General features: G+C 60.6%; 22 protein-coding genes and 1 pseudogene. 14 read left to right on the top strand and 9 right to left on the bottom strand.

Annotated features, from left to right (window positions below):
- Positions 1-25: 25 nt before the first annotated feature.
- The 3 genes from aguA to DKB71_RS01945 form a co-directional block, all read right to left on the bottom strand.
- Positions 26-1,132, bottom strand: coding sequence for an agmatine deiminase (gene aguA / locus DKB71_RS01955; RefSeq protein ID WP_408599491.1), 1,107 nt, complete (start codon positions 1,130-1,132; stop codon positions 26-28).
- A 5-nt stretch (positions 1,133-1,137) separates the two neighbouring features.
- On the bottom strand, positions 1,138-2,016 hold the full coding sequence (gene aguB / locus DKB71_RS01950) for an N-carbamoylputrescine amidase (RefSeq protein WP_046815314.1): 879 nt from the start codon (positions 2,014-2,016) through the stop codon (positions 1,138-1,140).
- Between the two features lie 265 nt (positions 2,017-2,281).
- A complete protein-coding gene (locus DKB71_RS01945) occupies positions 2,282-5,194 on the bottom strand; it encodes an aminotransferase (protein WP_408599490.1) in 2,913 nt (970 codons plus the stop codon).
- 186 nt (positions 5,195-5,380) lie between these two features.
- Here DKB71_RS01945 and rfbC point away from each other — a divergent pair, with 186 nt between their 5' ends.
- The 4 genes from rfbC to DKB71_RS01925 all read left to right on the top strand — a co-directional run bounded on the left by rfbC (position 5,381) and on the right by DKB71_RS01925 (position 9,707).
- Positions 5,381-5,929: a dTDP-4-dehydrorhamnose 3,5-epimerase gene (gene rfbC, locus DKB71_RS01940; protein WP_408599489.1), complete on the top strand. Its 549-nt coding sequence runs from the start codon at positions 5,381-5,383 to the stop codon at positions 5,927-5,929.
- Positions 5,930-6,011: 82 nt separating this feature from the next.
- Positions 6,012-7,820 carry an ATP-binding protein gene (locus DKB71_RS01935; RefSeq protein ID WP_408599488.1) on the top strand — a complete coding sequence of 603 codons (1,809 nt, stop codon included), beginning with the start codon at positions 6,012-6,014 and terminating at the stop codon, positions 7,818-7,820.
- Positions 7,817-9,211: a sigma-54 dependent transcriptional regulator gene (locus DKB71_RS01930; protein WP_274075107.1), complete on the top strand. Its 1,395-nt coding sequence runs from the start codon at positions 7,817-7,819 to the stop codon at positions 9,209-9,211. The genes DKB71_RS01935 and DKB71_RS01930 overlap by 4 nt, the downstream gene beginning before the upstream one ends.
- Before the next feature lie 40 nt (positions 9,212-9,251).
- On the top strand, positions 9,252-9,707 hold the full coding sequence (locus tag DKB71_RS01925) for a YiiD C-terminal domain-containing protein (protein WP_274075106.1): 456 nt from the start codon (positions 9,252-9,254) through the stop codon (positions 9,705-9,707).
- 63 nt (positions 9,708-9,770) lie between these two features.
- On the opposite strand, the gene cysQ is transcribed toward DKB71_RS01925, so the two are convergent.
- Positions 9,771-10,598, bottom strand: a complete 828-nt coding sequence (gene cysQ, locus DKB71_RS01920) for a 3'(2'),5'-bisphosphate nucleotidase CysQ (RefSeq protein WP_408599487.1) — start codon at positions 10,596-10,598, stop codon at positions 9,771-9,773.
- The gene (nudE, locus tag DKB71_RS01915; RefSeq protein ID WP_274075104.1) at positions 10,595-11,161 is read right to left on the bottom strand and encodes an ADP compounds hydrolase NudE; all 567 of its coding nucleotides are present in this window, start codon (positions 11,159-11,161) and stop codon (positions 10,595-10,597) included. The genes cysQ and nudE overlap by 4 nt, the downstream gene beginning before the upstream one ends.
- Before the next feature lie 90 nt (positions 11,162-11,251).
- Here nudE and yrfG point away from each other — a divergent pair, with 90 nt between their 5' ends.
- Positions 11,252-11,914, top strand: coding sequence for a GMP/IMP nucleotidase (gene yrfG, locus DKB71_RS01910; RefSeq protein ID WP_408599486.1), 663 nt, complete (start codon positions 11,252-11,254; stop codon positions 11,912-11,914).
- 99 nt (positions 11,915-12,013) lie between these two features.
- Here the strand turns inward: yrfG and lysM are convergent, their stop codons facing one another.
- A complete protein-coding gene (gene lysM / locus DKB71_RS01905) occupies positions 12,014-12,463 on the bottom strand; it encodes a peptidoglycan-binding protein LysM (protein ID WP_274075102.1) in 450 nt (149 codons plus the stop codon).
- Between the two features lie 128 nt (positions 12,464-12,591).
- Here lysM and DKB71_RS01900 point away from each other — a divergent pair, with 128 nt between their 5' ends.
- From DKB71_RS01900 to DKB71_RS01885, 4 genes are all read left to right on the top strand, one after another.
- On the top strand, positions 12,592-13,479 hold the full coding sequence (locus DKB71_RS01900; protein WP_408599485.1) for a LysR family transcriptional regulator: 888 nt from the start codon (positions 12,592-12,594) through the stop codon (positions 13,477-13,479).
- Between the two features lie 92 nt (positions 13,480-13,571).
- Complete coding sequence (fdhD, locus tag DKB71_RS01895) at positions 13,572-14,411, top strand: formate dehydrogenase accessory sulfurtransferase FdhD (protein WP_408599484.1); 840 nt, start codon at positions 13,572-13,574, stop codon at positions 14,409-14,411.
- Positions 14,408-16,756: an FdhF/YdeP family oxidoreductase gene (locus tag DKB71_RS01890; RefSeq protein WP_408599483.1), complete on the top strand. Its 2,349-nt coding sequence runs from the start codon at positions 14,408-14,410 to the stop codon at positions 16,754-16,756. The genes fdhD and DKB71_RS01890 overlap by 4 nt, the downstream gene beginning before the upstream one ends.
- Before the next feature lie 355 nt (positions 16,757-17,111).
- On the top strand, positions 17,112-17,609 hold the full coding sequence (locus DKB71_RS01885) for a glycine zipper domain-containing protein (protein WP_274075098.1): 498 nt from the start codon (positions 17,112-17,114) through the stop codon (positions 17,607-17,609).
- A 70-nt stretch (positions 17,610-17,679) separates the two neighbouring features.
- On the opposite strand, the gene DKB71_RS01880 is transcribed toward DKB71_RS01885, so the two are convergent.
- From DKB71_RS01880 to DKB71_RS01870, 3 genes are all read right to left on the bottom strand, one after another.
- Positions 17,680-18,099, bottom strand: coding sequence for an acyl-CoA thioesterase (locus tag DKB71_RS01880; RefSeq protein ID WP_408599482.1), 420 nt, complete (start codon positions 18,097-18,099; stop codon positions 17,680-17,682).
- Positions 18,100-18,245: 146 nt separating this feature from the next.
- Complete coding sequence (locus DKB71_RS01875; protein WP_408599481.1) at positions 18,246-19,472, bottom strand: 3-hydroxyacyl-CoA dehydrogenase NAD-binding domain-containing protein; 1,227 nt, start codon at positions 19,470-19,472, stop codon at positions 18,246-18,248.
- Between the two features lie 118 nt (positions 19,473-19,590).
- Entirely contained in the window at positions 19,591-21,519 is a 1,929-nt protein-coding gene (locus DKB71_RS01870; RefSeq protein ID WP_408599480.1) for an ATP-dependent DNA helicase RecQ, read from the bottom strand.
- A 344-nt stretch (positions 21,520-21,863) separates the two neighbouring features.
- Between DKB71_RS01870 and DKB71_RS01865 the strand changes: the two genes are divergently transcribed.
- From DKB71_RS01865 to DKB71_RS01845, 5 genes and pseudogenes are all read left to right on the top strand, one after another.
- Positions 21,864-22,154, top strand: coding sequence for a hypothetical protein (locus tag DKB71_RS01865; RefSeq protein WP_274075094.1), 291 nt, complete (start codon positions 21,864-21,866; stop codon positions 22,152-22,154).
- 87 nt (positions 22,155-22,241) lie between these two features.
- Entirely contained in the window at positions 22,242-22,556 is a 315-nt protein-coding gene (locus tag DKB71_RS01860) for a type II toxin-antitoxin system RelE/ParE family toxin (RefSeq protein ID WP_274075177.1), read from the top strand.
- Between the two features lie 2 nt (positions 22,557-22,558).
- Complete coding sequence (locus tag DKB71_RS01855) at positions 22,559-22,846, top strand: DNA-binding transcriptional regulator (protein WP_274075093.1); 288 nt, start codon at positions 22,559-22,561, stop codon at positions 22,844-22,846.
- 233 nt (positions 22,847-23,079) lie between these two features.
- Positions 23,080-23,274 (top strand): annotated as a pseudogene (locus tag DKB71_RS01850) (hypothetical protein); the annotation flags it as partial.
- A gap of 43 nt (positions 23,275-23,317) precedes the next feature.
- Entirely contained in the window at positions 23,318-24,172 is an 855-nt protein-coding gene (locus DKB71_RS01845; RefSeq protein WP_408601051.1) for an EamA family transporter, read from the top strand.
- Positions 24,173-24,175: the final 3 nt, after the last annotated feature.

Below are 24,175 nucleotides of genomic sequence, written 5' to 3'. Positions count from 1 at the left end.
CTAACTCAAGCTGTTACAACTGCACTCACTCTTTGTGCGGTGCTGGCTGTTGTTGGGTAAGGCAGTGAATGTTGCCGCCTCCCAGTAACAGTTCACGGCCAGGCACCATGACCACTTCATGCTGGGGGAACAGGTTCTGCAAAATCTCTTTTGCAGGACCATCGAGCGGGTCGTCGAAACTCGGGGCGATGATGCCGCCGTTGACGATCAGGAAGTTCACATACGAACCGGCCAGACGCACGCTCGGATTGCGTTCCTGGGTGCCATCCACCGGGTCGACACCTGCGCATTCTTCCTCGGTCGCATACAGCGGCCCTGGAATTGGCATCTTGTGCACCGTAAATGGGCGACCTTTGGCGTCGGTGCTGTTTTGCAGCACTTTCATCGCAGCCTGGCAGCGTGGGTAGTTCGGGTCCTGTGGATCGTCGGTCCAGGCCAGCAGCACCTCTCCGGGACGCACGTAGCAGCAGAAGTTATCCACATGGCCGTCGGTTTCGTCGTTGAACAAGCCGTCCGGCAACCAGATGATCTTATCCACAGCCAGATGCGCACTGAGCACCGCTTCGATTTCCGCACGGTTCAGGTGCGGGTTGCGATTGCGGTTGAGCAGGCACTCTTCGGTGGTAATCAGCGTGCCTTCGCCATCGACATGGATCGAGCCGCCTTCAAGCACGAAGCCCTCGGTGCGGTAGCGTTGGCTGCGCTCGATCTCGAGGATCTTGCCGCCCACCTGCGAGTCGCGGTTCCACGGCGAATACAGGCCACCGTCAAAACCGCCCCACGAGTTGAAGTCCCAGTTCACGCCGCGGACTTCGCCGTTGTGGTTGATGACGAACGTCGGTCCTGTGTCCCGGACCCAGGCATCGTCGCTGGACATCTCGACCACGCGGATATTGGGTACGTCCAGGCGGGCACGGGCGTTTTCGTACTGGCCGGCGGACACCGCCACGGTGACCGGTTCGAAACGGGCGATGGCCTTGGCCACCGCCACGTGCGCAGCTTGCGCCGGCTTGCCGCCCAGGCGCCAGTTGTCCGGACGCTCGGGCCAGATCATCCAGGTCTGGGTTTGTGGTGCCCACTCGGCCGGCATGTAGAAGCCGTCTGCGCGAGGGGTGCTGCTCAAAGTGGTCATGTCGATCAGGACTCCAGGGAACCGTCGAGGGTTTTCAGCGCGCTGTACAGGTTCGGACGACGGTCACGGAACGAGCCCCACGCGCTACGGATGTGTTCCAGTTGGTCGAGGTCGAAGGTGTGAACCAGGATGCCTTCTTCGGTTTCGTTGAGTTCCTGCACCTTCTCGCCGAACTGGTTGGCGATGAACGACGAACCATAGAAGGTAATGTCGTAGCCGTCTTGTTCTTCGTTGCCGATGCGGTTACTGGCGATCAGCGGCATCAGGTTAGCGCCGGCGTGGCCCTGTTGCACGCGTTGCCAGTGATCACGGGACGAAATGGTCTTGTCGTGCGGCTCGCTGCCGATGGCGGTCGGGTAGAACAGGATCTCCGCGCCTTGCAACGCCATGCTGCGCGCAGCCTCCGGGAACCACTGGTCCCAGCAGATGCCCACGCCGATTTTCGCGTAGCGGGTGTTCCACACCTTGAAGCCGGTATCGCCCGGGTTGAAGTAGTACTTCTCGTGGTAGCCAGGGCCATCTGGAATGTGGCTTTTACGATAAATCCCGAGATTGCTGCCGTCGGCGTCGATGATCGCGATGCTGTTGAAACGCGCACGGCCTGCCAGTTCGTAAAAGCTGATCGGCAGCACTACTTGCAGTTCCCTGGCGACTTTCTGGAAGTGCTTGATGGCGACGTTGTCTTCGACCGTCGTCGCCAGCTGCAGGTAATCCGGATTTGGCTTCTGGCAGAAGTACGGCGCTTCGAACAGTTCCTGGATCAGGATGATCTGCGCGCCCTTGGCGGCGGCTTCGCGGACCAGCCTTTCTGCGACCTCGATATTGCCTTCAAGGTCCCAGGAACAGGCCATCTGGGTGGCGGCGACGGTAACGTTACGGCTCATGAATCATCTCCGGGCAAGTGCGTGACGGTCGGGCATGGTTGATCCACACCCTGGCATTGGCGACTTTATAGCCGATAAATATCGGCTTTAGAAGCGACAGATAAGCCATGCGTCTGAAATTTCACACATAAACCCGATAACAATCGAATTAACACCACCACTCCCTGTAGGAGCGAGCTTGCTCGCGAAAGCGGTCATTCAGACAAGAATTCGTGGCTGACACGGCCTCTTCGCGAGCAAGCTCGCTCCTACAGTGAGTATGTGTTTACAGACCCTCCGCGAGCACCTTCGAGAGCATATCCACGAAGAAATCCACGCTCCGGCGCGTAGTGACCATCGGCGGCTTGATCTTCAGCACATTCAGGTAATCGCCAGTCGGTTGCATGAAAATCCCCAGTTCGCGCAAACGATCGCACAACGCCGTGGTTTCCTCGGTGGCCGGCTCCAGGGTTTCACGGTTGCGGATCAACTCCACCCCCAGATAAAACCCGGAACCATGCACCGCGCCGACCAACGGATGAATATCGATCAGCGCTTCAAGACGCTCCTTGAAATACCCGCCGACCACCTGGGCGTTTTCCCAGAGCTTTTCCTCTTCCATCACATCCAGCACCGCCATGCCGATCTGGCAACTGACCGGGCTGCCGCCGGCGGACGAGAAGAAATACCCTTCGGCCTCCAGCGCTTCGGCGATTTCCCGGCGGGTGATCACTGCACCCAGGGGCTGGCCGTTACCCATGCCCTTGGCCATGGTGATGATGTCCGGCACCACGCCCTGCTCTTCGAACCCCCAGAAGAAATCGCCCATGCGCCCGTAACCCACTTGCACTTCGTCGGCGATGCACACGCCGCCTTGGGCGCCGACCATTGCGTAAACCTGCTGCAAGTACCCCGGCGGCAGTGAAATACCACCGGCATTGCCGTACACAGGCTCGCAAATGAAACCGGCCAGTTGACGCTTTTGCTCGGCGATTTTCGCCAGGTTGTGTTCGACGCTGCGCACGTAGTCCGGCGTGCTGTCAGGGCCGCGGAATTCACCGCGATAGGTATTCGGCGCGATCACCGGGTGCACCCAGTCCGGGCGGCTGCTCAAGGCCTTGGGGTTGTCGGCGATCGAAGTCGAGACCGCATCCGCGCCTACCGTCCAGCCGTGATAGGCCTCCAGCACGCTGAGCATGTCGCGCCCGCCGCTGTAGGCCCACGCCAGGCGAATGGCCAGGTCGTTGGCCTCGCTGCCGCTGTTGACCAGGAACACCCTATCCATGCCCTCTGGCGACAGTTTCAGCAAACGCTCGGAGAATTCGGCCACCGCCGCATAGTTGAATCGCGAGTTGGTGTTGAGCAACGACCACTGACGGCTGGCAACCGCCGCCATGCGCGGGTGGCCGTGACCGAGTACCGCGACGTTGTTGAGCATGTCGAGGTAGGAGCGGCCCTGCATGTCGATCAGGTGGTTGCGCCAGCCGCGTTCGATACGCGGCGGGTCGACGTAATAGTGTTTTTGCGTACGGGCGAAACTGGCGTCGCGCCGAGCCAGCAAGGTCTGCGAATCGAGTTCTTCCTGCGCATCGCAAGCCAGCCCCAGCAGCGTAGCCGGCGACGGGCAAAGCGCTTGCCAGGCGGCGGCGCGCGAAGGTGTGCAGAACAGTGGCGCGCTGATCGACGCACCTCGGCACAACTGCACGATCAACGGCCCGCTGACCGAGCCCAGCACCTGGCCTTTTACCAGCGCCGCACCGCTGTGCAGCGATGGCGTTACGCCCCACAACCGCACACTCAGTTGCGGACCATCCAGTTGCAGCACCCCGGCCATCGGCTGGTGCACCACCCCGGCAAACGGCGCTTCGACTGCCGTGCCATGGGGCACGCGCAACTCGACGTGCAAGGGACAAGTGTCCGGTTCGCCGGCAGTGTCCGGGCGCGTGCGCGACAACCGATATTGCCCATAACGACTGGCCGCCAGGCCGTGGGTGGCAGCGGCTTCGTCCAACAGGCGCTGATCGATGCCTTCCTGCTCCCAGTTACCGGCCTCGAAATGCGGGCTGAGCACGCCCAGGTCGATCAACGCAAACTCGCGCCCCACCAGGCTCGGCAGCAGCGGTGCGAAACCTTCGCTGCCAATGTCCGGCAGGCGCTGTCCGACGGCCGACAGGATGGCCGCTTCCATCAGCGCCAACGGCACCGAGGTGGCCACACGGAAAATTTCCCACTCGTGGACCAGGTTGTCGCGGCTATAGGCATTGCCCGGATCGATACTGACCTGCTGTTCGCCACTGAGCACCAGTACTGCCGCGCGGGCGACGATCAGCGGCCACAGCGCCAGCAGTTCTTCGTGTTGCAGCGGATTGACCGCGTGATAGGCCTGCACCGCCGGCAAAATGCAGAAGGGATCGCCTCCGCCATGATGCAGCAACGCGGCACAGGTCACCGACAGGTCGGTAATACGCCAGGTCCGGATCAGGTCGCCGAAATCGATCACGCCTTGCAACTGCCAATGGCGTTGCGCATCGCGCTGCCAAACCACGTTGTCGTCGGTGATGTCCATGTGAATGGCTTGCACGGGCAACTTGTCTTGCAGTGGCAACAAATGGCGCTCTGCCTGTTCGCACGCTTCAACGATCAGGCGGCGCTGGGTTTCATCCTTGATCACCGGCAGCAAATGGGCGATCAGCGCATGGGCGTGGCGCGCGTCCCACTGCAGGGTGCGCACCAGCCCCGGATGGTCAAAATCCGCCAGTGCGAGGTCCATTTCACCGCACAGCCGCCCGAAACCGGCCACCACCGTGCGATTGAAATGTTCGAGGTGCGTCAGCGATTGTCCTTCGATGTAATCCAGCAGACGCACATGCACCGCTTGGCTTGCGACCTCCAGGGACAACAGGTCCGCACCGTTTTTCGCCGCAATCACCCGCGGCACATGGACGTCAGGATGCTCAGCCAGGTGCTTGAGCCCGGCATGCTGGGCTTGCAGCTCGAGCGCCGAATAGTCGCCCCGGCAGATTTTCAGGACAAACCGCCCCTGATCGCTGTCGACGCGAAAATTCAGATCCTGCTGGCTGCCCAGGGGCTGTAATCTTGCGTTCAGCCCGTAATGCGCCTGCAGCAGCTCTAGCGCTTGCTCCGCTGACACTTGCGGGCTGGGCAAACTGGCGCGATGAATCAACGTGGCGAGCGGCATACAACGACCCCTGAAATTTTATTAGGCGCCTATATCGCCACTGCTCAAGGCGATACGCAACCCCCTTGAAACGGCTGGCAAGCGGCTGGATCGGTCAACTACCAAGAAAAAAACCACATGACACTCGCCCTTGCAGGCACTCTAGGCAAGAATGGCGACCATCAATGCCCATCGTTGGAGAAACCCATGAATGTTGTGACCACCGACCTGCCCGGTGTTTTGATCATCGAGCCCAAGGTTTTCGGTGACGAACGGGGGTTTTTCTACGAAAGTTTCAACGCCAAGGCTTTCAAGGAAGCCACTGGCCTGAATACGCAATTCATTCAGGACAACCATTCGCGCTCGCAACAAGGCGTGCTGCGCGGGCTGCATTACCAACTGGAGAACACCCAGGACAAGCTGGTTCGGGCCTGCGCCGGGGAAATTCTTGATGTCGCCGTCGACGTGCGGCGCAGCTCGCCGCATTTCGGCAAATGGGTGGCCGTACGCCTTTCTGCGCAGAACAATCGCCAGCTGTGGATCCCCAAGGGTTTCGCCCACGGTTTCCTGGTGTTGAGTGATTTCGCCGAGGTTCTCTACAAAACCACCGAGTACTACAACCCGGTGGCCGAGCGCAGCATTCGTTGGGACGATCCGGACCTGGCCATCGAGTGGCCGCCGCTGGATACAGCGCCGCAACTGTCGGCCAGGGATCAGGCCGCCGAATTCTTCAAGGACGCCGACGTCTTCGACTGAAACGGCGGCGCCCTTTTCAGCGCGCAGACTGCGTCGGCAAGCCTAGGCATAATGCACCTGTACCCACAGGCGCTCGATGCTCATGACTCCGACCCTTCCCCGCAGACCCCGCTGGCGCAGCCTGGCCCTGCTCGCGTTGTGCCTGGCGCCCTTGCTGTGGCCGCTGGAGCATCTGGCCGAGCGCTATTACCGCAGCGAACTGGCCGGGCAGAATCGCCAGACCCTTGATCTCTACGTCGCCAACCTGCTGGGCACCCTGCATCGTTATGAAGTATTGCCGCAGATCCTCGGCGACCTGCCGGCCCTGCGCGCCGTGCTTGGCGCGCCGGACGATGGCGTCACCCAGGGCAACGCCAACCGTCTGCTGAAAAACATCAGCAGCCAGACCGGCGCCGAAGTCATGTACCTGATGGACACCACGGGCAAGACCCTGGCCGCCTCCAACTGGGACAAGCACGACAGCTTCGTCGGTCGTAACTTTGCCTTCCGGCCGTACTTCAGCGAAGCCATGGCCGGTCGACTCGGGCGTTTTTTCGGCCTGGGCACCACATCCGCCAAACGTGGCTACTTCTTCGCCGCTGCCGTGCGCGAGGGCGAGAAAATCACCGGCGTGCTGGTGGTCAAGGTCGACCTCGATCACACCGAAAGCCTGTGGGGTAAAACTCCGGAGCAACTGCTGCTGACCGATCACAACGGCGTGGTCATCCTCACCTCGCGCCCGGAATGGCGCTTTCGTTCGACCCGTGAGTTGAGCGAAGAAGAGCGCAAGGCAATCACCGCGATCCAGCCCTACCCCACCCGCGAACCCAAGCCGCTGAAGCTCAATCCCAACGCCTGGTTGACCCAGACCCAGGCGATCGCGGAAACCGGCTGGAACGTCAGCATCCTCGCCCCGCGCACCCTGATAGATCGCCCGGTGCGCACGGTGCTCGCCATCGGTGGCGCGACGCTGCTGGTGTTGATGCTGTTGCTCGGCCTGATGATGCAACGCCGCCGCCACTACCTGGAACGGATCGCCTTCGAAGCCAAGGCCCGGCGCGAACTGGAAGGCCGGGTGGCCGAGCGCACCAGTGATCTTGAGGGCCTCAACCGTCGACTCAAACAGGAAGTGCTGGAACGCGAACAAGCCCAGCAAGAACTGGTTCGCGCCCAGGATGATCTGGTGCAGGCCGGCAAGCTGTCGGCCCTGGGCACGATGTCGGCAAGCATCAGCCACGAACTCAACCAACCCTTGGCGGCCATCCGCAGCTACGCGGAAAACGCCGAGGTGCTGCTCGACCACCAGCGCACCGACGATGCCCGCGGCAATCTCAAGCTGATCAGCGAATTGACCGGCCGCATGGCGTCAATCATTGCTCACCTGCGCGCCTTTGCCCGGCGCGATCGCCATGCCCCGGAGAGCGTCGCCCTGCAACCGGCGCTGGACGATGCCCTGGCCTTGCTGGCCAAGCGTCGGCGCAGTATGGAAGTCGAGTTGATCCGCGACTTGCCCGCCGCCACGTTGTGGGTCGAGGCCGGAGAAACCCGCCTGCGTCAGGTGCTGGGCAACCTGCTGGCCAACGCCCTGGATGCCCTGACGGAAAAAGGCCCGCCGCGAAAACTCTGGTTGAGTGCCCAATCCACGGCCGAAGGCGTCAACCTGTACATTCGCGACAACGGCCCCGGTTTCTGCCTGGAGGCCCTCGGCCGCGCCAGCGAGCCCTTCTACACCACCAAGACCCGCACCCAGGGCCTTGGATTGGGGCTGGCGATCTGCGAGACCCTGATGCGCGCCTTCGGCGGCGAACTGTCGTTCGCCAACCACAAGGAAGGCGGCGCCCTGATTACCCTGAAACTGCGCGCAGGCGCACCGGGTGTGAGCCTGCAACCGTCCGAGGACCGAAGTGCATGACCATCGACAACCGCATCCAGGTCGTGTTGATCGACGACGATCCCCATCTGCGCCAGGCCTTGAGCCAGACCCTTGACCTGGCCGGCCTGAAGATTCTGCCGCTGGCAGAAGCCAAGGGCCTGGCCGCGCAACTGGAGCGCGACTGGCCGGGCGTGGTCGTCAGCGATATCCGCATGCCGGGCATGGACGGCATCGAACTGCTGACCGAACTCCACGCCCAGGACCCGGAACTGCCGGTGCTGCTGATCACCGGCCACGGCGATGTGCCGCTGGCGGTGCAAGCCATGCGCGCCGGGGCCTATGACTTTCTGGAAAAACCCTTCGCCAGCGACGCCCTGCTCGACAGCGTTCGCCGCGCCCTGGCCCTGCGCCGACTGGTGCTGGACAACCGCAGCCTGCGCCTGGCCCTGAGCGATCGCAATGAATTGAGCACACGCCTGGTCGGACACTCGCCCTCGATGCTGCGCCTGCGCGAGCAAATCGGCGCCTTGGCGGCGACCCGGGCAGACGTGTTGATCCTCGGTGAAACCGGGGCCGGCAAAGAAGTGGTGGCCCGCGCGCTGCATGACCTGTCGAATCGGCGCAATGGTCCGTTCGTGGCGATCAACGCCGGGGCGCTGGCCGAGTCGGTGGTCGAAAGCGAGCTGTTCGGCCACGAGCCAGGTGCATTCACCGGCGCGCAGAAACGCCGCATCGGCAAGTTCGAGTTTGCCAACGGCGGCACACTGTTTCTCGATGAGATCGAAAGCATGAGCCTGGACGTCCAGGTGAAATTGCTGCGCTTGCTGCAGGAGCGGGTGGTCGAACGTCTGGGCGGCAATCAACTGATCCCGCTGGACATCCGCATCATCGCCGCCACCAAGGAAGACCTGCGTCAGGCCGCCGATCAGGGGCGCTTCCGCGCCGACCTGTACTATCGCCTGAACGTCGCGCCCCTGCGCATTCCGCCACTGCGCGAACGCGGTGAAGATGCGCTGATGCTGTTCCAGCATTTCGCCGATGAAGCCAGCGCCCGCCACGGCTTGCCGCCGCATGAACTGCAACCCGGGCAACGCGCCCTGCTGTTGCGCCACACCTGGCCTGGCAACGTGCGCGAGCTGCAAAATGCGGCCGAACGCTTCGCCCTGGGCCTGGAACTGGCGCTGGATAACAACGAGGTGCAAGGCTCGGTTGGCACGACGGTAGACATGGTCAGCGGCGGGTTGAGCGAGCAGGTGGAAAACTTCGAAAAAACCCTGATTGCCGCGGAACTGGCGCGCTCGCACAGCTCGGTACGCAGCGTCGCCGAGGCGCTTGGCATTCCACGCAAGACCTTGCATGACAAATTGCGCAAGCACGGCCTGAGCTTTGCCGACAGCGGCACCTCCACCCATGGCGACGACCTCGATTGAGCCGCCGCCCACTCATCCACTACAAACAAGAGGCCCCTGAATGAGCCGCGACAGTCGTCAACTGGAATCCGTCCTCCACCACGACATTCCCCTCACACGGGACATGGGCCTCAAGGTGCTCGACTGGCACGATCAGCAACTGCGCCTGTACTTGCCGCTGGACGCCAACGTCAACCACAAGAGCACCATGTTCGGCGGCAGCCTGTATTGCGGCGCGGTACTGGCCGGTTGGGGCTGGCTGCATTTACGCCTGAAAGAAGAAGGGATAAGCGACGGGCACATCGTTATTCAGGAAGGGCAGATCAACTACCCGCTGCCAGTGACAGGCGATGCACACGCCATTTGCCAGGCGCCGAGTGCGCAGGTGTGGAAGAAATTCCTGGCGATGTATCAGCGGTACGGACGGGCGCGATTGAGCCTGCATACGCGAGTGGTGAATGCGGGTAGCGATGAGGATGCAGTGAAGTTTGTCGGGCAATACGTGCTACACCGCTAACGCAAAAATCGCAGCCATACGAATACCCCTGTAGGAGCTGCCGCAGGCTGCGATCTTTTGATTTTAACCTCGAGCCAACGCCAACAACTGCTCCCGCCAAGCAGCCTTGGCCGGCAGCGCCAAAAAGAACTCATTCAAAAGCGACTCCCGCGCCGGATAACAGAACGGCGTACCCTTCAAATCGAGCACCTCGCCACCCGCCCCTTCCAGCACGCCTTGAGCCGCTGCTGTATCCCACTGCGAAGTCGGCGCCAGGCGTGGATAACAATCCGCCGCCCCCTCGGCCAACAGGCAGAACTTCAGAGAACTGCCGATGTTGGCCAGTTCCAGTTCCCCCAGGCTGGCGCTCAACCCAGCCAGCAAGCGTTCCTGCTCTGGACTGGAATGGCGACGGCTGGCAACCACGGTGAACGGCTGACCGGGGGCCGGAACATCACGCACCGCAATCGCCACGGGCGTGCCACCTTGATCGCCACGCCACGCGCCGAACCCGGCACCACCGACATAGAAACGCCCGTTGGTCGGCATCGACACCACGCCAAATACCACGCGCCCCTGCTCGATCAGCGCGATGTTGACGGTGAACTCTTCACTGCCGGAAATGAATTCCTTAGTGCCGTCCAGCGGGTCCACCAGCCACCAGCGCTGCCATCCGGCGCGTACGCTCTGGGGGATGTTGGCGTCTTCCTCGGACAGCACCGGGATGCTCGGATCCAGCGCCGTCAGCCCGGCCAGGATCAGATGATGAGCGGCCAGGTCGGCGGCCGTCACGGGTGAGTCATCCGCCTTGGCGGTCACCTGCGTGCCGGTGCGCCAAAATGGCAGGATCGCATCGCCGGCCTGCAACGCCAGCTCGACCACCGGCGCCATCAATGGGTGGGGAAAATTCATGGCTGGAACACCCCGCGCTGGGTCAACAGGTCACGGGCCAGGTACAAGGCTGCCAAGGCCCGGCCTTCGGTGAACTTCGGGTTCTGCGCCAGCGCCGACAACTCGCGCAGGTTGACCTTGTCCACGCCCATCGGCTCAGGTTCGTCACCTTCCAGGCGTTCTTCGTACAGGTCAGTGGCCAAGACCACCTGGATTTTCTGGCTCATGTAACCGGGGGACAGCGACAGCTCGGTCAAATGCTCAAGCTGTCGCGCGCCAAAACCGGCTTCTTCCTTGAGCTCGCGCTCGGCTGCCGCCAGAACGTCCTCACCTGGCTCGATCAAGCCTTTGGGCAGCGAGAATTCGTATTCATCGGTACCGCCGCAGTATTCCTCGACCAGGACGGCATGGTCCGCATCGAGCATCGCCACGATCATCACGGCGCCATAACCTGCACCCTTGCCGACCAGCCGCTCATAGGTGCGCTCCACGCCATTGGAAAAACGCAGCTTCAGCTCCTCGACGCAGAACAAACGGCTGGTGGCGACAATCTCGCGGGCGAGGATGGTGGGTTTCTGGCGCATGAGCGGCTCCTGGGCGATAGCGGGTTACTATACCCGGCCTATCCTGTTTGTTGTCCCCGGATACCTTTTTTTACCGCTGGAGAAGTTTTTATGTCCCTGCTGCCCTGGCGCGATATCGATACCGTTCTGCTGGACATGGACGGCACGCTGCTGGACCTGCACTTCGACAACCATTTCTGGCTGGAGCACCTGCCAAAGCGCTATGCCGAATGGCACGGAGTGAGTCGGGCCATGGCCGATATGGAACTGCAGCCCCTGTTTGAACGCAATGCTGGCCAGCTGCAGTGGTACTGCCTGGATTTCTGGAGTGCCGAACTGAAGCTGCCGGTGCGCGAGCTGAAACTGGAAACCGCTCATCTGATCGCCCTGCGCCCGGATGCGGACACCTTCCTGGCCGCGATCAAGCGTGCAGGCAAACGCGTGGTGCTGATCACCAACGCGCACCGCGATTCGCTGTCCTTGAAGCTGGAAAGAATCGAACTGGCACCCTATTTCGAGCGCCTGATCAGCTCCCACGATTACGGTTTCCCCAAGGAAAACCCGCAGTTCTGGGATGCCTTGCAGGCTGACATCGACTTCGAGCCGGCGCGCAGCCTGTTTATCGATGACACCTTGCCGATCCTGCGCAGTGCGCGGGATTTTGGTGTGGGGCATTTGCTGGCCGTGAAAGAGCCGGACAGCCAAAAGGGGCCCAAGGACACCGCTGAATTTGCTGCGGTGGGTGATTATCGGGATTTGATAACCGGCCTTTGATTCCCTGTAGGAGCTGCCGAAGGCTGCGATCTTTGACTGTGATCTTTAAAAACAAGATCAAAAGATCGCAGCCTGCGGCAGCTCCTACAGAGCCTCACATTATTCGGGAATCCGCAACGATTGCCCCGGATAGATCTTGTTCACATCCTTGAGCATGGGTTTGTTGGCCTCGAAGATTTTGTTGTACAGGTTGGCATTGCCATACACGCGCAAGGAAATGGCACTCAGGGTGTCGCCCTTCTCGACCACAACAAACTTCGCCGCCACGACCACAGGTCCAGTAACAGTGATCTCGTCTTCAACACCGCTGACACCTGCCACATTGCCCAGGGCCAGGAGGATTTTCTCCTTCTCTTCCTGCGTATTCGCTTCGCCGCTGGCGATCACCTTGTCGCCCTCGACCTTGACCTGAATCTTGGAAGTGTCGATCCCCGTCAACGCACTCTGCACATGCTTGGTCAACGCCTCGCTGTTGGCTTCGGCTTTGTCCGGCGTCAACGCATCGAGGATTTTTTCACCGGCTTCTTTTAGAAAACTGAACAGGCTCATTGTTTCGCTCTCCTTGGGTTTCGGGTTCCAGACGCAAAAGCCTAGACCACGGCAGTCATTTGCCAATCCAAACCGACCAATGACGCCGCTTGCGATAGAATCGCCCCTTCCCGCCTCCAGGAACGAAGATGGACATCAAGCAGCTGAAATTCCTCATCGCTCTGGACGAAACCCGCCATTTCGGCCAGGCCGCCGCGCGCTGCCACATTACCCAGCCGACCCTGTCCATGCGCCTGCGCAGCCTCGAAGAAGAACTCGACCTGCCGCTGGTCAATCGCGGCCAGCGCTTCGAAGGCTTCACTGCACCTGGCGAGCGGGTGCTGGCTTGGGCGCGCACCGTTCTGGCGGCCTATGATGGCCTGTACGCCGAGGCGGCCGCCTGTCGCGGTAACCTGGTCGGCACCCTGCGCCTGGGCGTGGTGCCGCTGTCGAGCTTCGATCCCTTGCCGCTGCTGCAACGCCTGCATGCGGAACACCCGAACCTGCGCTTCGAACTCTCGGCCCTGAGTTCCGAGCAGATCCTCGAACAACTGGCGAACAATCGCCTGGACCTCGGCGTGTCCTACCTCGAACGCCTGGATGCCGAGCGCTTCGATTCCCTGACCTTCAATGAAACCCGCATGGGCCTGCTCTACGATCAGCGTTTCTTTACCTTTGGCGATGCACCGCTGAGTTGGGAGTCGCTGATCGAATTGCCGCTGGGCATGCTCACCAGCGGCATGCACTTTCGCCAGTCCATCGACCACAACTTCCATAGTCGAGGGCTCAACCCGCAGCCTTTGTTGCAAACCGATGCCGTCCATCAACTGTTACAAGCTGTGCACGGTGGCTTGTGCTGCGCGGTGATGCCGTTGGACGGAGGCCTGGAAGGACTGACCGATCATTTGCGCCTGCAACCGATCGAAAACGCCCAGACCCTCGGCCGGCTGGGGCTGATCATGCGACGCAGCGCGCCACGCTCGGCCCTGGCGGAGGCCTGTTTTGCGCTTTATCAGCAATCGTTGATCGGCGCTTGATCGACGGCATCTATCGGCAGATCAGTAATAGCGATTAGACGTGACAAGTTGCCGCGCCTAGTCTTAAAGCTGATCAAACCCTCGGTGATGCCATGAACGCCAAGCGCCCAGCCTGCGCGGCGCCTGCCCTCGAAACGCCCGCGCCCGACGCCAGCCAAACGTACAGCTACAGCAATCTTGAACACTCGGAGTCGGCCAGCACCGCGCTGGCCGAGGAAGTCGCACTGGCGATTGCCTATAACGGCATCAGCCAGGCGGTGATGCTGATAACGCCCACGGACCTTGAAGACTTCATCGTCGGCTTCAGCCTGGGCAGCGGCATCATCCAGGACGCCACGGACATCTATGACCTGCAACTCAGCGGCGCGGGCTCGGCGCAGTACGCGCAAGTGACCATCGCCAATCGCGCGTTCTGGAACCTCAAGCAACAGCGTCGGCAACTGGCCGGTACCAGCGGTTGCGGGCTGTGCGGCGTGGAAGCGGTCGAGCAGGCATTGCCGGACCTCCAGGTATTGCCGGGCGCCCCGCTGCCACCCATTGAATGGCTCGATGGCCTGCGCCAGCGCATTGGCGCTTTCCAGCCGCTTGGCCAGCACTGCGGGGCGGTGCACGCGGCCGTGTTCATGAACGACCAGGGCCAACTGTTGCTGGGCCGTGAAGATATCGGCCGGCACAACGCCCTCGACAAATTGATCGGTGGCTTGATCCGGCAAAACATTCCGACGGCAGGCGGGCTGGCGATCGTCACCAGTCGCTGCAGCCTCGAATTGATCCAGAAAGTCTTGCGCGCCGGCATCCAGACCCTGGTCAGCCTGTCGTCTCCCACGGGCCTTGCCGTGCAATGGGCCCGTCGCCACAACCTCAATCTCATCCATCTGCCACAAAAGAATGCGCCGCGGGTCTACAGCCCAGCGTTGGAGAACCAAGCGTGAGTCAACACCGTCAAGCCGACCAGAAACCTGTCCCTCGCTACAAACCCTACACAGGCCCGGCCGGAGGTTGGGGCGCACTGATCAGCGTCGCCCAGGCCTGGTTGGGCAGCGACAACGCGCTGAAAAACCTGCGCATGATGCTCAAGACCAACAAGAACGGCGGCTTCGACTGTCCCGGTTGCGCCTGGGGTGACTCCAACGAAGCCGGCATGGTGATGTTCTGTGAGAACGGCGCCAAGGCGGTGAACTGGGAAGCGACCAAACGCCGCGTCGACGCCAGTTTTTTCGCCAAACACAGCGTCACTTCGCTGCTGGAGCAAAGCGACTACTGGCTTGAATATCAGGGCCGGCTGACCGAGCCGATGAGCTATGACGCCGAGACCGATCGCTACAAGCCGATCAGTTGGGACGCTGCCTTTGCGCTGATCGCCAAACACCTGAACGGCTTGGCGAGCCCGGACCAGGCCGAGTTCTATACTTCCGGCCGGGCCAGTAACGAAGCGGCTTTCTTGTACCAACTGTTCGTGCGCGCCTATGGCACCAACAACTTCCCCGACTGCTCGAACATGTGCCACGAAGCCAGCGGCGTGGCGCTGTCACAAAGTGTCGGCGTCGGCAAAGGCACCGTGACCTTCGACGACTTCGAACACGCCGATGCGATTTTCGTCTGGGGCCAGAACCCTGGCACCAACCATCCTCGGATGCTCGAACCGTTGCGTGAAGCAGTGAAGCGCGGCGCACAGGTGGTGTGCATCAACCCACTGAAAGAGCGCGGCCTGGAGCGCTTCCAGCACCCGCAACACCCGATCGAAATGCTCACCAATGGCGACAAACCGACCAACACCGCGTACTTCCGTCCGGCGCTGGGCGGCGACATGGCGATCATGCGGGGTATGGCGAAATTCCTGCTGCAATGGGAGCGTGATGCACAGAATGCGGGCGAGCCTGCGGTGTTCGATCACGCCTTCCTCAATGAACACAGCGTCAATGTACTGGACTACCTGGCCGCCATCGACGAAACCCCATGGGAGCAGATCGTCGAGCAGTCCGGCCTGCCCCTGGTGGAAATCGAGCGCGCGGCGCGCATGTACGCCAAGGGCAAGAACGTCATCATGTGCTGGGCCATGGGCATCACCCAGCATCGCCATTCGGTCGCGACCATCCAGGAAATCACCAACCTGATGTTGCTGCGCGGCAACATCGGACGGCCAGGCGCCGGCCTGTGCCCGGTGCGTGGCCACAGCAACGTGCAGGGCGACCGGACCATGGGCATCAACGAACGGCCACCCGTGGCGTTCCTTGATGCCCTGGAGCGTCGCTTCCAGATCAAGGTTCCGCGGGAAAACGGCCACAACGTGGTCGAGGCGATTCATGCCATGGCCGAAGGCCGGGCCAAAGTCTTCATCGGCCTGGGTGGCAACTTCGCTCAAGCCACCCCGGACAGCCCGCGCACCTTCCAGGCCCTGCGCAACTGCGACCTGACCGTGCAGATCAGCACCAAGCTTAACCGCAGTCATCTGACTCACGGCAAAGACGCCCTGATCCTGCCGTGCCTGGGCCGTACCGACATCGACATCCAGACTGAAGGCGCGCAAGCGGTGACTGTCGAAGATTCGTTCAGCATGGTCCACGCCTCCAACGGACAGTTGCAGCCACTGTCGAACCAGATGCGCTCGGAACCGGCGATCCTGGCCGGCATCGCCGCCGCGACCCTGGGCAGCCATCCGGTCGACTGGAACTGGCTGGTGGCCGACTACAGGCGCATCCGCGACTTGATTGCCGATACCATCCCAGGCTTCAAGGATTTCAACGAAAGGGTCAAGCACCCAGGCGGCTTCTACCTGGGCAACAGCGCCGGCGCGCGCAAGTGGAATACCGCATCCGGCCGGGCCAACTTCCGCCCGAACGCGCTACCCAGGGATCTGGTTCACGAACGTACCCGAGCCACCGGTGTGTTGCCGGACCTGATCATGCAATCGATGCGCTCCCACGATCAGTACAACACCACGATCTATGGTCTCAATGACCGTTACCGCGGGGTTAAAGGCCAACGTGATGTGCTGTTCGTCAACGAAGCTGACATCATTCGCCTGGGCTTCAAGCCGGGGCAGAAGGCGGACATCGTGTCGATCTGGGATGATGGCGTTGTACGACGGGTGAAGGGCTTCACGCTGCTGGCATTTGATATTCCTGCAGGACAAGCGGCGGCGTACTATCCGGAAGTGAATCCGCTGGTGCCGCTGGAGAGCACCGGGGATGGCAGCCATACACCAACGTCGAAGTTCGTGGCGATCCGGTTGGAAGCGGCGAGTGAGACTGGGTTGATCATGGCCAGGTCGGCCTGATTCGGCGCCTGGACTGGCGTCTTCGCGAGCAAGCCCGCTCCCACATTTGATCTTCAGCGAACACAGATTTTATGTACGCCTGGTATTCAATGTGGGAGCGGGCTTGCTCGCGAAAGCGGTGGATCATCCAACGAATAATCCGGATGAAACAGTTTCCAAACGCCCACAAAAAAGGCCGTTTTTTCTCAAAAACGGCCTGTCCGAAGTAACTAAAGACCGGCGAAAAACCATTAAGTTCCGCCCAAAAAACAGCAACTTATAGAAATGTGCTCAAGTCGTGTTACTCGTCGGATTTCGATTGTCACGCCCATGACACAGCCTCAGGATCGCGTCGTCATCCCCTTGAGGTTCCTCCATGAAGTTCTCCTCGATTCTCTTGTTGTCCCTTGGCCTGGTCAGTGGCATGGCCTCTGCTGGCGGCACCACCGAAGCAGGTGTGGGCGGCGCATTGGGCGGGGTTTTGGGCTCGGTCGTCGGCCAATCGCTGGGCGGCAATACAGGTTCCACCATCGGCGCGGCCCTGGGCGGCGCGGGTGGTAGCGCAGTCGGCGCAGACAAACGCAGCCGTGGCGAAGCCGCTATTGGCGGTGCGTTGGGCGCAGCAGGCGGTAACGTGGTTGGCCGCAGCGTTGGCGGCACCACCGGCAGCCTGATCGGCTCCGCAGCAGGCGGCGGTGCCGGTGGCGCGCTGGGTAACTATATGGGCAACAAAGCCGATGATGATGACGATGATCATGACGGTCGTCGATATCGCGGTCATGATGATCGTCGTTACTACCGTGACGGCCACCCAGGTCGCGGTCATGCGTATGGCCACCGCAAGCATCACAAGTACTATCGCCATCGTGACTGATCCCGGAATACCAGGCGGTTCACTGATAGATAAAATCGCAGCCCAAGGGCTGCGATTTTTTTTGCCCGTTTTAAACTACCAGGCGCTCCATCGCACTGCGCAATGCGAGCGGAATCGCCACCGGCTGATTCGATGCCCGGTCGACGAACACATGCACGAAGCGCCCCGCCGCACAGGCCTCGTCTTCCCCTTGCTTGAACACCGCCAATTCGTACTGCACCGAGCTGCTGCCCAACTTGCCGACCCGCAAGCCGATCTCGATCCGATCCGGGAAGGCGATGGAAGCAAAGTAATCACAGGCCGAACTCACCACGAAACCCACCACCTCGCCATCGTGGATGTCCAGCCCACCGACTTCGATGAGGTAGGTGTTCACCGCCGTGTCGAAGAAGCTGTAGTAGGTGACGTTGTTGACGTGGCCATAGGCGTCATTGTCGTGCCAGCGTGTAGTGATGGGCTGAAGGTGCGGGTATTCCGAGCGTTGGGGCATCAGCGTTGATTCCTGAGGTTGGATGACCAATTTAAGGCGAAAAACCGCGTTATCGTTCTTCGCGAGCAAGCCCGCTCCACAGTGGAACGCCTTCAACTGTGGGAGCGGGCTTGCTCGCGAAGGCGCCGGAACAGGCGCCACATCAATTACTTGTCGGCAAACCCTTTCCGCGCCGCCGCCAACTCACCAATCAACCGCGCCGGGCTCCAGTGATCGCCCTGGCGGGTCTCCAGTGCCAACAGCCGCTGATGAATATCCGCCAACCCCTGCTGATCCGCCCAGGCCATCGGCCCGCCCTTGTCCGCCGGGAACCCGTATCCGTTGAGGTAAACCAGATCGATGTCATGGGCCGATCCGGCGATGCCTTCCTGAAGAATCTTCGCGCCCTCATTGACCAGCGCCAGCAGGCATCGCTCCAGAATCTCCTCCTGACTTATCTCGCGACGATGGAACCCCAGTCCTTCGCTGACTTCCAGTACCAGCACATCGACCTGCGGATCGTGCTCAGCCTGACGGCTACCCGGTTCATAGTGGTAGAAGCCATCGCCGCTCTTCTGGCCAAAACGGCCCAATTCACACAGACGGTTATCCACCTGCACCTCTGGCGCATCCTGCCCAACGCCGGACAGTTGCCGGGCACGCCATTGCAAATCGACGCCAACCACGTCGAACATGCGGAATGGCCCCATGGCGAAACCGAAACCTTGCAGCGCCGCATCCACCTGGTAAGGGTAAGCACCCTCCAGCAGCATTTTGCGCGCCTCCAGCACGTAGGTATTGAGCATGCGATTGCCGATGAAGCCGTCGCAATTGCCCGACACCACACTGACCTTGCCCATGCGCTTGCCCAACGCCAGTGCGGCTTCCAGCACCGCTGGGGCAGTCTGGGCTCCGCGGACGATTTCGAGCAGTTTCATGATGTGCGCCGGACTGAAAAAGTGCAGGCCCAGGACTTGTTGCGGACGGCGTGTGACGGCAGCGATGGCATCAATGTCCAGCGCTGAAGTGTTGCTCGCCAGAATGGCTTCAGGTTTGAGCAGGCCATCCAGTTCGCGGAAGATTGACTGCTTGAGCTCGAGGTTTTCGTAAACGGCTTCGATCACCAGGTCGACGTCACGGATGGCCGCATAATTGGCCGCTGCCGTGACCCGCGCGATACGGGCATCGGCCTCGGCCTGATCGATGCGTTCTTGCCGAACACTATGGGCGTAGGTGTCCGCCACGGTGACCAGTGCCTGTTCAAGCATCTGCGGATTGTTATCGACCCATTGCACCGCTACCCCGGCGTTGGCCAGGCACATGACAATGCCGCGGCCCATGGTGCCCGCGCCGATCACGGCTGCGCGCTGAATATCGAACGGTGTCTGGCTCATGTTCTGTTCTCTTGTTGGCGATCCGAAGACAGCCCTCACCATAGTCAGCCGCTGCGCTTTTTTGAAATTTATTCCTGTGATGAGCAACATTCAGCGGATGGATGCGCCCACACACGGGTTAGAGGTGTGCCTCGGCCCACCCTCGAACCTCGGCATACGGATAATCTTCCAACACCGCAAATCCCGAAATCGTCCGCACCTTGAGCTTGGTAAACAAGGGCACACTGATCCCGCACAGAAACCGCGTCACACGCTCGGCCGACGGCAAACTCCCCGTGTGTTGTTCATGCTTGTGGATAAAATCGCTACACAGCGCCTCGAAATTTTTATCCTCAAGCGCAGGCAACTCCGGGGGTGCTGGCAGTCGTGCGACTTGCCCGTGACAAACCGAACAATGCCCACACTGACGGGGCACATTTTCGTCGCCGAAATACTCGGCCAGGCGATAACCCAGGCAGCGATCAGTGGCGAACAGATCCAGCATGGCGTGTATCCGCGCAACCTCGGTCTGCTCATGCCGAGTGAAGCCGGCGTGCAGCTCTGCACTCAACTCGGCACTGTCGAAATCGGTTTGCAGCAGGCTGTAGACCTCGGTCATCAGCTTGCTTTCAAGCTCGACCCAGCCCTTTTCCTGGAAATAATCCAGCGCCTTGACCACCCGACTGCGCTCGGCCTGATGCTGTTCGTACAGCGCATCGAAATTCACCGTGGCCCAGGTACGCGCGCGCGGGGACGTCTGGATGATCGCCGCGACGAAATCCCTGCGCTCACCCTCGAAGCGAGCCAGCAATTGCTCGGGCTCCTGCAGATACTTGAACCGGTATTCGGCGTAGTAGGCATAACGCGGAGCGATCAGACCACGAAGCTCCAGCTGAACCAGCAAGGTCTTGAGCGGCAGCTGGCGGATGTTGCTCTGGTCCGCCAGTGGCCCCAGCAGAAACTCCCATTGTCCCTCGGGCGCGGCGGCCCGCATCTCGTCGAGCACGCAGCGGATACCGTCCCGTTCAGGCGTGTCGCCATAGACGAAGTTTTCCAGCACGTTGAGGCTGTCGCGGTTGGCCAGCACCAGGCAGTCCGATGGCAACCCGTCACGCCCGGCACGGCCGATTTCCTGGCTGTAGTTTTCGATCGATTTGGGTAGGTCGAAATGCACGACGTTACGGATATCGCTCTTGTCGATGCCCATGCCGAAGGCGATGGTAGCGACGATACAATTGGACTGCCCGCCCATGAAACGCTTCTGGATGCCTTCGCGCTGCTCGTGAGGCAAGCCGGCGTGATAGGCCTCGGCCTGAATGCCATGGCGCTGCAGATGTTCGGCAATGTGCTCGGCGGTTTTCTGCAGGGTGACGTAGACGATGCTCGGTTGGCCGGGTCGCTGGCTCATCCATTCAACCAGGCGTCGGCGCTTGTCCTGGCCGCGAACCGGCTCCACCCACAGATTGAGGTTCGGCCGATAGAAACCGGTGGTCACCACGTCGCCAGGTTCGATGGCGAATTTCGCCTGCATGTCGGCGATCACTTTCGGCGTCGCGGTGGCGGTCAGCAACAACGCCTGGGGGATATTGAACTGGCGCTGATAGTCCGGAAGCTTGAGGTAATCCGGGCGAAAGTTATGCCCCCATTCGGAGATGCAGTGCGCCTCGTCCACCACCAGCAACGAGATTGGCACCTGCTGCAGGAAATTACGAAAGCGCTCGTTTTTCAAGCGCTCCACGGAGACCATCAGGATTTTCAGTTCGCCGGACTTGGCGCGGGCCATGACATCGCTGGCGTCATCGCGGCTCTGGGCCGAATCGATACTGCCCGCCGCAATGCCGTGGCGTTGCAGGAACGCCAACTGATCCTGCATCAACGCCAGCAAGGGCGAGACCACCAACGTCAGGTGCGGCAGCAATACGGCCGACAGCTGATAGCAAAGGGACTTGCCGGAGCCAGTGGGGAAAATTGCCGCCGCCGATCGCCCCGCCAGCACTGCGCTGATCGTTGCCTCCTGACCGGGCCGAAACTGTGGATAACCGAAAACCTGTTCCAGGGTGTTGTGCATAAGCTGTCACTCCGTTGACTGCTGCGATGAGCAAAGCCTAGCCGGCGATCGCAGCGAGTCGAGAAAAGGTCGGGGGCAAAAACGATACGGGATGATACAGCGGATGGCTTGGGAGTGCGGCGCCTGGCAAATCGCCTTCGCGGGCAGCGAAATTCGAAATGCCCTACAGCTTCTGCGGCGTCTGTAGTCCCTTTCCTCAATAACCGCGCAAAACCCTACAACACCTGTCGATCTCAGCCGTCTTGTCGCACAACACCACGCCCTTCTATAGTTTCCGGCAAGGCTGAAAAACCGTGTCTGGGCTTACCGGGCGCACTTGCCGATTTCGCACAGGACCCACCTCGATGATCCGCCCCGACCCACTGACCGACCGCTATCGCCCGCTCAAATCCAGCAACAGCGAATCCCCGGTACTGGTGATCGACACCGAGGCCGATCCCCTGGAAATCCTCGACGCCGCCCGCCAGCGCATCCGCGCCGCCAGCGACCTGCTGGAGACCTTGTATTGCCTGTGCTTCAAACAGGCCGACACCCGCGATATCCCCAACATCGTCAATGCGCTGTACCTGCTGACCCAGGACGGCAACGACCTGCTCGACATCGCCCGGCAACGCCTGCCGAAACTGACCGGCTGAAGAACAATAATGGTCGCAACTGAAAAAGCGGAGGTCATTCAGGACCGCCGGCACTGCCAAAAAGTAAGCCAATGGCGTACATTACTGATGATTTTTATTGAAACCTCAATCTTCACTCGTCGAGCCAAAGAATTATTGGATGACGATGCCTACGCGATATTACAGAAGCTGCTGGTGTCGAACCCTTCAGCCGGCGACGTTATCGAAGGGACAGGCGGGATCCGCAAAATGCGGGTCGCAGCGAAGGGACATGGTAAACGAGGCGGAGCTCGAGTGATTTACTATCATTTCATCTCGGCATCGCAAATCGCTTTATTGATGATCTACCCTAAAAATGAACAACAAGATTTGACCGCCGATGAGCGCAAAGCGTTGAAAGCAGTCATTGAACACTGGAGATAACCATGAGCAAATTTTTTGATGAGCTGATGGAAAGCGTACAACAGATGGACGAGATTGTACGGGGTGAGCGGCGACCTTCCCGCGAATTTCAAGTAGTTGCGTTGCACGTCAAAGAAATCCGTAAGGCCACTGGTTTAACTCAAGCCAAATTCGCAGCATTGATCGACGTCCAACTTGGCACTTTGCGAAATTGGGAGCAGGGCCGTCGCGAGCCAACGGGGCCGGCTAAGGCTTTGCTGAAAGCTATTCATAATGACCCTGTCCATGTATTGAATGCATTAGCCACCTGAAGCAACGTTATAGCAAGCTAACGCTCAAACAAAAACAGTCGTATTACGAAAAGGTCAGCCGCTCAAACATCTAGCAAGCTTGCGTTTTGCAGGATTCAACACGTCGCCGGCAGATCTCGAAAAACCACTGTCCACTCGAGAAAAAGCCATCGCCAAGTACATGCAAAATGCTTCGCCGCAATCTGCTCCCGCCCTTCCCATCCTCTCTGACGAACAATAAGATTTGCCCAAGTCAAACCCTGGAAGACCACTTCGCCATCGATTTCGTGGATTACGACAGCTATCGCTATTTCCAGCCTGACGGCTACGATGTATTCCTTAAGCGCAAAGCCAAGGGTCGCGGCGACAAGGTGCCTTTGACCATCGGCATGCTCTACCGGGCCATCAAGGCCCAACGCTGGGACACGGATGAACTTGAAAGCCTGTAGCGTCCCCGGCGAATAACGATAAGGATATTGCGTGGACGTTCTGATGGGCTTGTTGGCCGCCGTGCTGTGGGGCGGCACGGATTTCCTGGTGGGCTTGAACGCCCGCGCGGTTGGCGTCAAACGTGCCGTGTATTTCGGTCAGGCGCTGGGCTTTACCATCATGAGCCTGCTGTTGGTCGCCTTCCCGGTATTCATTCTGCGGTCCTTGGCCGCACCGCTGGAAACCTGGCTCTTCGGCCTCGCCGCCGCCGTGTTGACGGTGTCCGGAGCCTTGGCCTTGTCCAAGGCCTTCGCCTTGGGCAAAGCCTCCATCGTCGCCCCGCTGGTGACGTCCTATGGCGTGGTGACCACGCTGTTGTCCTGGGCCGGCGGCGAACACATCAGCCTGATCCAGTTGCTGTGCATCGGCCTTTGTGTGCTCGGTGTGGTTCTGTCCAGCATTCACTCCGACCCGAAGGTGCCACACAACACCCAAGCCAGCAGTTCCATCGCCTACGCACTGCTGGCAGCAGCGTTCTACGGCACCAGTTTCTGGCTGCAAGGTCGCTTCGTCCTGCCGACACTCGGACCGGTAACGATGCTCTGGCTCGCGTATCTGGTGGGCCTGATGGTGCTGGTGGTGATCGTGCTCAGGATCGACGACGGCTTGAAAATCCCGCCGCTGAAAAACTGCGTGACGCTGACCGGCGCCAGCCTGATGAACCTCGGCGGGTTTTCGTCATTCGCCTGGGGCGCAGTGGCCGGGTCGGTTTCGGTGGTGACGGTGATCAGCACGCTGTCGGGAGGGATAGCGGCGATCCTGGGGTATGTGTTTTTCAAGGAACGGCTGGCGAAGGTGCAGGTACTGGGGGTAGTACTGGTGTTGGTAGGCGCGTTTGTCTTGCACCTGAAAACCTGAAAC

It is taken from the genome of Pseudomonas sp. PLMAX (genome assembly GCF_046042685.1).
Taxonomy (GTDB): Bacteria; Pseudomonadota; Gammaproteobacteria; order Pseudomonadales; family Pseudomonadaceae; genus Aquipseudomonas; species Aquipseudomonas putida_AE.
Note: the sequence above shows the minus strand (reverse complement) of the source record. Positions and strands in the feature narration are given on the sequence as shown.